Consider the following 11,207-nt stretch of genomic DNA (forward strand, 5'->3'; position numbering starts at 1 on the left):
AGGGTATTGCATTTTGCAATACCCTTTTTATACGAAATTTTTACGAAAGGATATAAATAATGAACGTAAGAGAATTACTCGGCAAGAGAATGCTGTTTTTTGACGGCGGTATGGGTTCAATGCTGCAAAAAAACGGTATGGGTGCGGGTGAAATTCCCGAACTTTTAAACCTTACAAATGCCGCTTTAATAGAAAAAATACATATCGAATATCTTGAAGCGGGCGCAAATATCATAACCACAAATACCTTCGGTGCAAACCCGTTAAAATCAGAAGAAATCGGCGAAAGCCTTGATATGATTATCGCCGCCGCAATAGGCATTGCAAGAAAGGCGGTAAACAGTTTTCAATCAGAGGAAAATCCGCGATTTGTTGCATTCGACATCGGTCCTTGCGGTAAATTGTTAGAGCCTTTGGGCGACCTTTCTTTTGATGATTGCTATGACGCATTTGCGAAAATCGCAAAAACTGCCGAAAAATGCGGTGCCGACCTTGTTATAATAGAAACAATGTCTGACACTCTTGAGGCAAAAGCCGCCGTACTTGCAGTAAAGGAAAACACTTCACTCCCTATTTTCTGTACAATGACGTTTGACGAAAGCTATAAAACACTTACGGGCGGTGACGTCAAGGTTATGTCGGCGATTATGGAAGGACTTGGGGTTGATTGTGTCGGTATAAACTGTGGTCTTGGTCCTGCTCAAATCGGTGAAATGATGACTGACCTTGCCGAAATTTCTTCAATTCCTATAATGGCACAGCCAAACGCAGGTTTGCCGCAAATCGAAAACGGCAAAACAGTTTACAATGTATTACCGAAACAATTTGCAGACGAATGTGAACATATGGCAAAGCTTGGTGCGTCTGTTCTCGGCGGTTGTTGCGGTACAACACCTGACCATATAAGAAGTCTTGTTGAAAAATGCAAAAACTACAAACCGATAGTCGAAGAAAAAAACATCACTGTCGTTGCGTCATATTCAAAAACGGTTGTACTCGGAAAAGGTCCTGTAATTGTCGGCGAACGTATCAATCCGACAGGTAAGAAAAAGTTTAAAGAAGCACTTAGAAACGGCGACATAGACTATATTCTAAACGAGGCATTTGCACAACGTGACGCAGGTGCACACATACTTGACGTAAACGTCGGACTGCCTGAAATTGACGAATGTTCGACAATGGAAAAAGCGGTTAAGGCAATCAGTGCCGCTGTAAATCTTCCTTTACAGATAGACAGCTCCGACCCTGTAACAACCGAACGTGCATTGCGTATTTACAACGGTAAACCTATGGTAAACTCCGTAAACGGCAAGGAAGAAAGCATAAAAGCAATTATGCCGATAGTTCAAAAATACGGCGGTGTACTTGTCGGACTTTGTCTTGACGAGGAAGGTATCCCTCCTACTGCCGAACAAAGATTTGAAATTGCAAAAAAAATCCGTGACAGAGCGTCAGAATACGGCATAAAGCCGAAAAACCTTGTAATGGACGCACTTACTCTTACAATTTCGGCACAGCAAAAAGAGTCTGCCGAAACAATCAAAGCATTGAAAATGATAAAGGACCGACTTGGTATTTGTACAACGCTTGGCGTATCTAACATATCATTCGGACTTCCGCGCCGAGAAATAGTCAACGGAACATTCTTCGCATTGGCACTTAACAACGGTCTTGACGCCTGTATTATCAACCCGTGTGCCGATTCAATGATTAACACCTATCGTGCATTTATGGCACTTTCGTGCTATGACGCGGATTGTCAGGAATATGTAAGCAAATATGCGGGTACAAAGTCACAGACAACCGTAACAAAAGAAAATCAGACGGAAGAAAAAGCTGAAAATGTCAATCCGCTTTTCGATATAATCATAAAAGGTCTTAAAGACCAGTCGTTTGACGAAACAGTTCGCCAGCTTGAAACTACCGATCCGATGGACATTATCAACAACGTACTTGTTGAAGCGCTTAACGTTGTCGGTCGTGAGTTTGAAAAAGGTACAATGTTCCTACCTCAGCTTATGATGAGTGCAGAAACCGTCAAAAATTCATTTGACGCAATCAAGGCTCACATTGACCAAAGCGGTGAAGCACAGGAAAGCAAAGGTAAAATCTTGGTTGCAACGGTTAAAGGCGATATTCACGACATCGGCAAAAACATCGTAAAGGTGCTTTTGGAGAACTACGGTTATGATGTTTATGATTTAGGCAAGGACGTACCGCCCGAACTTATTGTCGAAACATTAAAAGAAAACGATATTCACATATGCGGACTTTCCGCACTTATGACTACAACAGTAGTAAGTATGGAAGATACAATCAAAGCAATTCGTGCGGCAGGACTTGATACAAAAGTATGGGTTGGCGGTGCGGTGCTTACACAGGAATATGCCGATATGATAGGTGCGGACAAATACTGCAAAGACGCACTTTCTTCGGTAACTTACGCAAACGAATTTTTCGGAAATTAATAAAAATTGAGAGTACGGAGACAAATTAATCTAAGCAGATAAATCAAAAGTCGATTTATCTGCTTTATTTTTTTGTAATAATGACAGATTTGAATTGACAAAAAGCAAAAAGAATGTTATAATCAATTCATAGTGAACAAATAGGAAAATAGGAGTATAAAATTACGGTATGGAAAATCAATTTGAACGAACGGAACTGCTTTTAGGAAAAGATGCCATACAGAAACTGAAAAATGCACACGTTGCGGTTTTCGGTGTAGGCGGTGTAGGCGGTTTTGTTGTCGAGGCACTCGTTAGGAGCGGTGTAGGCGAAATAGACGTTATAGACAAAGACACCGTTTCGCTTTCAAACATAAACCGACAGATAATCGCACTTCACAGTACTGTCGGACAACCTAAAGTCGAAGTTATAAAAAATCGTGCATTGGATATAAATCCAAATGTAAAAATAAACGCGTTTGAAACATTCTTCTTGCCCGATACGGCAGATATGTTTGATTTTTCAAAATATGATTACGTTGTTGACGCAATAGACACCGTAAAAGGTAAAATTGAAATAATACTTCGTGCCGAAAAAGCCGGAGTAAAAATTATCAGCTCTATGGGTGCGGGAAACAAGCTTGATCCGACACTTTTTGAAGTTTCGGACATTTACAAAACGTCCGTATGCCCTTTGGCGCGCGTTATGCGCCGCGAGCTTAAGGCAAGAGGTATAAAAAAATTAAAGGTAGTTTATTCAAAAGAAGAGGCTATCAAAATTCCGGCATCGGACGGCGAAAGACCTGTTCCGGGAAGTATTGCGTTTGTACCGTCAGTTGCGGGATTGATTATAGCCGGAGAAATAATTAAAGATTTGGTTAAGGAGGAATAACATTGAAAATTTCAACTAAAGGCAGATACGCCGTAAGGCTTATGCTTGACGTTGCAATTCACGGTATGGATAAAAACGTTTCTATGCGTGATGTTGCAGAACGTCAAAATATATCAATAAAATATCTTGAACAAATTGTGAGTATCCTTACCCGTGTGGGATACTTAAAGAGTGTGCGTGGTGCCCAAGGCGGTTACCGACTCACAAAAGCACCGTCAGAATACACAATCGGAGATATTTTGCGTACAACGGAGGGAACACTTTCACCTGTATCGTGTCTTGAAGATGAAGAAAATACTTGTCCGCGAGTTTCTGTGTGTCCGACAATAAAGCTTTGGAAAGGGCTTTATGATGTTATCAATAAATATGTTGACAGCATTACTCTTGAAGATTTGGTAAACGAAAGTGTTGCAATCAATTCACCTGATTTTTGTATATAAAAATAACGGACGGCTATGGTTCGTCCGCTGCGAATACAGTGTGTAGGGGCGATCATTGGTCGCCCTTTTTTAATTTTCAGTATTGTGACACCCCTCAGTCAACTTCGTTGACAGCTCCCCTCAAGGGGAGCCTTTTTTTGCCTCTCCTTGAGGAGAGGTGACACGAAGTGTCGGAGTGATGGCTTTTGCGGGATGTCGTGGGACGCCGTCACCTACTAACAAACCACTCGGGCGACCAATGATCACCCCTACGAATGTTCGCATTTGGGACGTCGTGGGGGCTATCCCATACGAAGTAAGGTATTTACTTATTAATTACTTCCCCGATATTATTAATCTGAATTGAAATAGTTCCGTCATCGTTATTTATAAATTCGATATACTCATTATTTTGATAATATTCAGCCGGGAAAATAACTTCAACACCGATATCCGTTACAATTTTCACGTTTGACGCCAATTTCTTTGTAACATAGCTGTTCACTTCAACCTTTTGAGGTACGTTTGCTTTCTCAATTTTGTCGATAAACTCACTTTTCATACCCGGTTTACCGTCAAAAATTTTATCGGCAACCTGTTCGGTATCAATAAATTCCGTTTCGCCCTCCTCAATATTTTCGGTGATGTATTCTTTCATTTTTGAAAGTGTTTCGATTGTATCGCCGCCGTTTTCTTCCGTAACCTTTTTCGCAATTTTACATACTGCATTTACGGATTCTCTTGAAGAAATATCATAAATACATTCAAGCAAAACATCTGCGATAAGGTCGGTTGTTTCACCGTCTATTTTACGCTTTTTACCGAGATATTTAATTGAAAAATCATCTTCAAAAACAAACGCACATTCCGCAATTTTTTGTGAAGTAGTCGGCAAAATCGCATAATGGTTTATAATCTGATTTTTCACTTTACCGTCGTCCTGCAAAACTTGGTGTGTATACCCTATTTTATTTTCACACTTTAAAACCGCAAGCAACGGACGTTCATTTATCATACAGTCGCAAACTATAAGGTCGGACGAATCGGGCTTATCCGATTGAGTAACTCCCTCATAAACGCGTTGTGCAATAAATTTCGACATTGTAATAAAATAATTTTCGTCCTTTATATACTCTGCCAAATGATATTTAAAACCGCTGTTTTCCGAAAATTCGGCATTTCGCATACTTGCGTCCTCAAAAACTTTTTCTATATGCTTTGTAATAAAACTGTTTATACTTGCGTCTGTAACATCAAGTTCTTCTTCCGAGTACACACTCACACCCGAATTTGCGTCAAGTATATGTACAATCGCTCTTTTTAATAATGCTATCATTTTATCAATCCTTTCAAATCAAGTAAAATTCATTATACCACATCACTCAAAAAAAGTAAACATTGACAAACATAACTTTAGTGTTTATACTAAAAATATCTAACAGAAACGGCGGTGAAATTATGCAAAAATATAAGGACAAATCTTTGAATATTGAAGAAAGAATTGACGATTTACTCTCTAAAATGACAAACGAAGAAAAGGTCGGTCAAATGTTGCAAGTCAGCTACAACACGTTGAGCAAAGAAGATTACGAAAAGTACAAAAATCTCGGTATCGGCTCATTCCTGCACGTTTTGGGTGATGAGGCAGACGATATAAAAGAACGTGCAGAAAAGACACGGCTCGGCATACCGCCGATATTCGGCATTGACGCAATTCACGGTCACTGTCTTTTAAACGGTGCGACAGTGTTTCCGTCACAGCTTGCAATGTCGTCAAGTTTCAATCGCAAGTTAATACACGATATGGGCAAAGCTACTGCCAAAGAAGTTGCGGCAGACGGTCTTGACTGGACATTCTCCCCCGTTTTATGTATCGCAAGAGATTTAAGATGGGGACGCGTAAACGAAACATTCGGTGAGGACAGTTATGTTATAGGCGAACTCGGCAAAGCCATAATTGAGGGATACGAAGAAGATAATTTGATTATTGCGTGTGCAAAGCATTACATTGCATACGGTGAGGCAACAGGCGGACGTGACGCATACGACAGTGAAGTCAGTGAAAGAAAAATCAGAGAAGTATTCCTACCGCCGTTTGAAAAAGCCGCAAAAATCGGTTGCGGCTCGGTTATGACCGCTTACGGCACCGTTGACTCCGTTCCGCTTAACGCCAATCCGCGTATGGTAAGAGAAATTCTTAAAGACGAAATCGGTTTTGACGGATTTGTTGTGAGCGATTACGAAAATGTCTTAAATCTTGTCACCAAGCAATTCATAGCCGAAAATTTAAAAGACGCGTCCAAACTGTCGATTGAGGCAGGCAACGATATGAGTATGAATACGCACGAATTTTACGATTGCGTGTCAGAACTTATAGAGAACAATGAAATTGACATAAAATATATTGATGATGCGGTAAGAAGAATACTTAGAGCAAAATTCAGAATAGGTCTTTTTGACGGTAAAAAGACAGTTGACAGAAGCGTCATAAACTGCAATGAACACAAAAAACTTAACCACAAACTTGCACAGGAAAGTGCGGTTTTACTTAAAAATGACGGTACACTGCCGCTGAAAGGAAACAAAACCATCGCCGTTATAGGTCCTAATGCGGACGACATAAGAGCGATTTACGGCGACTGGACATATTTTTCACACCCTGTTCCGAAAGAAAACGTTACACCTATGGGCGACTATTACACGATACGTTGCGGTATGGAGGAAGTATTCGGAAAAGAGAATATTTTATACAGCAAAGGCTGTGACATTTTAGGTGAAGAAAATTATATTGATGACGCGGTAAAAATTGCCGAAATGGCTGATGTGGTTGTATGCGTAATCGGCGACTGTCTTGCTCAAAACGGCGAGTATCGCGACAGAGCCGACCTTGAATTATCGGGTTATCAAACAGAACTTGTCAAAAGTCTGATTGACACGAAAAAACCCGTAATAGCCGTACTTGTAAACTGCAAACCGCTTTGCATATCGTACCTAAAAGAAAACTGCAATGCAATTATCGAGGACTTTAACGGCGGTGACTTTGCCGGTTTGGCGGTTGCGGAAATGATTGGCGGTAAATTTAATCCGAGCGGTAAATTGACAATTTCTTTCCCGCGTCACAGTTCCCAAACACCTTGCTACTACAATCAATACGAGGGTTGGCACGGCGGTCAGTATGTTGATTTGGAAAAAGGCTATGTATACGAATTCGGTGACGGTCTTTCCTACTCCGAATTTGAATATTCAAACCTACGCTTATCCCAAAACACAATAAAAAATGAGGAAGAAATAACCGTATCGGTTGATGTTACAAACAAAGGCAATATGGACGGCAAAGAAACCGTACTTATGTTTGTCAACGACGTCATAAGCTCCGTCCTCACACCGACAAAACAATTAAAAGGTTTTGAAAAGGTATTTATAAAATCAGGCGAAACAGCAACGGTAAACCTAAAATTAAACATAAAAGACCTTGCAATCGTGACGAGAGATTTGGAATATATCGTTGAAAAAGGCAAGTTTGAAATTATGGTCGGCAGAAACACAAAAGAATATTTAAAAGATATTTTATCGGTCGAAGAAAACATAAAATTTTAAAATTTTTATCACTCATAATATAAAAATTATGAGTGATTTTTTTTGATAAAATTCGCCTGATAATGAATATTTTAATCTCAAAATTCAATAATATACAAAAAATTTGTTTTAACATAAATATAAGTATCTAACAGTAACAATTCTGTATAAAAACAGTTGACAATTAGCTTATTCGCTGATAAAATAAAAATAGTACGATAATATATTTGTACATATTCCGTCATAAAATGACGGACAAAACAGCACCATCTTTTCAAAAAAGCATTAGCTTTTAGAAAATTCGATTTTCCACAAGACAAATCAAATATGGTGGTTTTTTTCGGCACAGAAAATCGGTGTGCCAATATTTATTACATTAAATTTCAAAGGGGGAATTTTTTTGAGAATGACCGGTGCTGAAATGGTTGTTAAAACACTTGAAAAGAACGGCGTTAAGGTTGTATTCGGTTATCCGGGTGCGGCTAACTGTCCTATTATAGATAAGCTGTCCTTTTCTTCCATAAAGCATATCCTTACTCGTAATGAGCAGGGTGCGGCTCATATGGCTTCCGGCTACGCAAGAGTTACGAAACAGGCAGGTGTCTGTACCGCAACTTCAGGTCCGGGTGCTACAAACCTTATAACAGGTATCGCAACCGCATATATGGATTCTATTCCGATGGTTGCACTTACAGGTCAGGTTGCTACAAAGCTAATCGGTAAAGACGCTTTCCAAGAAGTTGACATTACAGGTGCTACGTTGCCTTTTACAAAGCACAGCTACCTTATAAAAGACGGACTTGACATTCCGCGTGTTGTAAATGAGGCATTTCATATTGCAAACACAGGCCGTCCGGGTCCTGTACTTATCGACTTCCCTATGGATCTTCTAAAAAAGGAATTTGATTATCCGGACGAAGATGAGGACGTTAATATCCGTGGCTACAAGTTAATGGGCAAAGCTAACGAATCACAGGTTAAGAAGGTTGCCGAGGCAATCAAAGGTGCTAAAAAGCCGGTTATACTTGCCGGTGGCGGTGTCGTTATATCCGATGCTACAAATGAATTCAGAAAATTTGTAAAAGAAACAGATATTCCTGTTGTTTCAACAATGATGGGTATAGGTATTCTTCCGTCGGACAATCCGAGATACTACGGTATGATCGGTTCACACGGTGTTAAGAGAGCTAATCTTCTTTTCAATCGTGCAGACCTTGTAATCGTAATGGGTTCAAGACTTGGTGACAGAACTGTTGCAAATGTCAAGGGACTTGAGGAAGGCAACAAGCTTATACATATTGATCTTGACCCTGCCGAAATCGGCAAAAACACTCAGCCTTATATTCCTGTTGTCGGTGATATTAAAGATGTTCTTGAACAGCTTACATCGCAAATTTCAGGTTACAAGACAAGCAAAGAGTGGATTGACGAAGCTGACGAACTACGTCAAAGATTTACACATAAACCGGTATGTGAGGATAACGGATTTGTAAATCCGAAGTATTTCTTAAACGTACTTTCGGAAAAGACAAATTCAGATGTATACCTTTCAACCGAAGTCGGTCAAAACCAGATTTGGTGTGCCAATAACTTCAACTTTAAAACACCACGTTCACTTTTGACTTCAGGCGGATTTGGTACAATGGGTTACGGACTTCCTGCCGCAATCGGTGCGTCTGTTGCCGCAAACGGCTCAAAGCCTGTTATCGCGGTAATGGGTGACGGCAGTTTCCAAATGGATTTACCGGAAATGGGTACTATGGCTCAATGGGATATTCCTGTTAAAATGGTATTGTTCCAAAACCACCGTCTTGGTATGGTACACGAACATCAGTATCTTCTTTATAAATCAAATTATCAGGCTGTTGAAATAGAAGGAAAACCTGATTTTGCAATGCTTGCAAAGGCATACGGCTTTGAGAGCGGCGTAGCTAACGAAAACAGTGAGGTTTCAGAGGCGATAGATAAGATGATGGCACATGACGGTTCATATCTTCTTATCGTAAACGTAAATCCTTTTGAACCTACCGGTGATGCTCTTAATGAGGCTACTCTTCCGAAAAAGGAGGATAAGTAATATGGAAAGATATACATTATCAGTCCTTGTCGAAAACAATCCGGGTGTACTTTCAAGAGTTGTAGGCTTGTTTTCAAGACGTGGATTTAACATTCATTCACTTTCAGTGGGTACTACCCAAGACCCGCAAGTATCTCGTATCACTATTGAAGTGAACGGCGATGCACAAATTGTCGAACAAGTGTCAAAACAGCTTTCAAAGATTATGGAAGTTATCAAAATTAAGACACTTCGTGACAGCGAAATCGTAAAGAGAGGATTTTCACTTGTAAAAGTTAAGGTTACACCTAAGACAAGAAGTGAAGTTATCGAAATTACAAACGTATTCAGAGCAAAGATAGTTGATATTTCACCTAACACTTTGACTATCGAATTGACAGGTCATAATACAAAGCTTAACGCATTTATCGACCTTGTAGAGCCGTACGGAATTGAAGAAATCGCCCGTACCGGTATGACTGCTCTTGAACGCGGGGCAAACACATTAAAACTAGATAAATAATTATTATTTATAATACATATTTAAGAAAGAGGTAATCAAAATGGCAAAAACATTAGACCATGAAGCAAAAGTATTTTATGAAAGCGATTGTAATCTTGGACTACTAAAGGGCAAGACTATCGCAATTATCGGCTACGGTTCACAAGGTCACGCTCACGCACTAAACCTAAAGGACTCTGGCTGCGATGTAATCATCGGTCTTTATGAAGGTAGTAAGTCATGGAGCAAGGCTGAAAAGCAAGGCTTGAAAGTATATACATCAGCAGAGGCTGCAAAGAAGGCTGACATCATCATGATTCTTATCAACGATGAAAAGCAAGCTGACTTGTACAAGAACGAAATCGAACCAAATCTTGAACCGGGCAATATGCTTATGTTTGCTCACGGTTTCAACATTCACTTCGGAACAATCGTTCCTCCTGCAGACGTTGACGTTACAATGATCGCTCCTAAGGGTCCTGGTCACACAGTACGTTCAGAATATCTTGAAGGTAAGGGTGTTCCTTGTCTAATCGCTGTTGAACAAGACGCAACAGGTAAGGCACAGGATTTAGCACTTGCTTACGCTTTGGGTATCGGTGGTGCAAGAGCCGGTGTTCTTGAAACAACATTCAGAACAGAAACAGAAACAGACCTATTCGGTGAACAGGCAGTTCTTTGCGGCGGTGTTACAGCTCTTATGCAAGCAGGTTTTGAAACACTTGTTGAAGCAGGTTATGACCCAAGAAACGCTTACTTTGAGTGTATCCACGAAATGAAACTTATCGTTGACCTTATTTACCAAAGCGGTTTCAAGGGTATGAGATACTCAATTTCTAATACTGCTGAATACGGTGACTATGTAACAGGTCCTAAGATTGTTACTGCTGAAACAAAGAAGGCTATGAAGAAAGTTCTTTCTGATATTCAAGACGGTTCATTCGCTAAGGAATTCCTACTTGATATGTCACCTGCAGGTCGTCAAGTTCACTTCAAGGCTATGAGAAAGATTGCAGGAGAACACCAACTTGAACAAGTCGGTGAAGAAATCCGTAAGCTTTATAGCTGGAACAGCGAAGACGATAAGCTTATCAATAACTAATTTGACGTATTTAAAAAGACTTCACGAAAGTGAAGTCTTTTTTGTTGCATTTTTGCCACCACTCCGTCACGGCTCATAAGGCTCCCATCGAGGGGAGCTGGCGACGCAGTCGACTGAGGGGTGGTACTATCTGTTTATTTTAAGAACAACCACTGGTCGCCACTACAACACCGATATTTTTTATGCTTTTCTTGCCACCACTCCGTCACTTCG

At 40.2% G+C, this 11,207-nt stretch carries 8 protein-coding genes; 7 read left to right on the forward strand and 1 reads right to left on the reverse strand.

Annotation, left to right across the window (positions count from 1 at the left end):
* The first annotated feature begins 59 nt into the window (after positions 1–59).
* From ACSAMO_RS06710 to ACSAMO_RS06720, 3 genes are all read left to right on the forward strand, one after another.
* The gene (locus tag ACSAMO_RS06710; protein WP_499210077.1) at positions 60–2,468 is read left to right on the forward strand and encodes a homocysteine S-methyltransferase family protein; all 2,409 of its coding nucleotides are present in this window, start codon (positions 60–62) and stop codon (positions 2,466–2,468) included.
* A 169-nt stretch (positions 2,469–2,637) separates the two neighbouring features.
* The gene (locus ACSAMO_RS06715; protein WP_484110813.1) at positions 2,638–3,339 is read left to right on the forward strand and encodes a tRNA threonylcarbamoyladenosine dehydratase; all 702 of its coding nucleotides are present in this window, start codon (positions 2,638–2,640) and stop codon (positions 3,337–3,339) included.
* A 2-nt stretch (positions 3,340–3,341) separates the two neighbouring features.
* On the forward strand, positions 3,342–3,779 hold the full coding sequence (locus ACSAMO_RS06720) for an RrF2 family transcriptional regulator (protein ID WP_484110812.1): 438 nt from the start codon (positions 3,342–3,344) through the stop codon (positions 3,777–3,779).
* A gap of 304 nt (positions 3,780–4,083) precedes the next feature.
* On the opposite strand, the gene ACSAMO_RS06725 is transcribed toward ACSAMO_RS06720, so the two are convergent.
* The gene (locus ACSAMO_RS06725; protein ID WP_499208992.1) at positions 4,084–5,094 is read right to left on the reverse strand and encodes a nucleoid-associated protein; all 1,011 of its coding nucleotides are present in this window, start codon (positions 5,092–5,094) and stop codon (positions 4,084–4,086) included.
* A 122-nt stretch (positions 5,095–5,216) separates the two neighbouring features.
* On the opposite strand from ACSAMO_RS06725, the gene ACSAMO_RS06730 reads away from it, so the two are divergent.
* From ACSAMO_RS06730 to ilvC, 4 genes are all read left to right on the forward strand, one after another.
* On the forward strand, positions 5,217–7,355 hold the full coding sequence (locus ACSAMO_RS06730; protein ID WP_499208993.1) for a glycoside hydrolase family 3 N-terminal domain-containing protein: 2,139 nt from the start codon (positions 5,217–5,219) through the stop codon (positions 7,353–7,355).
* A gap of 385 nt (positions 7,356–7,740) precedes the next feature.
* Entirely contained in the window at positions 7,741–9,411 is a 1,671-nt protein-coding gene (gene ilvB / locus ACSAMO_RS06735; protein ID WP_337870561.1) for a biosynthetic-type acetolactate synthase large subunit, read from the forward strand.
* 1 nt (position 9,412) lies between these two features.
* Entirely contained in the window at positions 9,413–9,913 is a 501-nt protein-coding gene (gene ilvN, locus ACSAMO_RS06740; protein WP_499208994.1) for an acetolactate synthase small subunit, read from the forward strand.
* A gap of 40 nt (positions 9,914–9,953) precedes the next feature.
* Entirely contained in the window at positions 9,954–10,994 is a 1,041-nt protein-coding gene (ilvC, locus tag ACSAMO_RS06745) for a ketol-acid reductoisomerase (protein ID WP_022230948.1), read from the forward strand.
* Positions 10,995–11,207: the final 213 nt, after the last annotated feature.

This window comes from Ructibacterium sp. SJQ-7 (assembly GCF_054696575.1).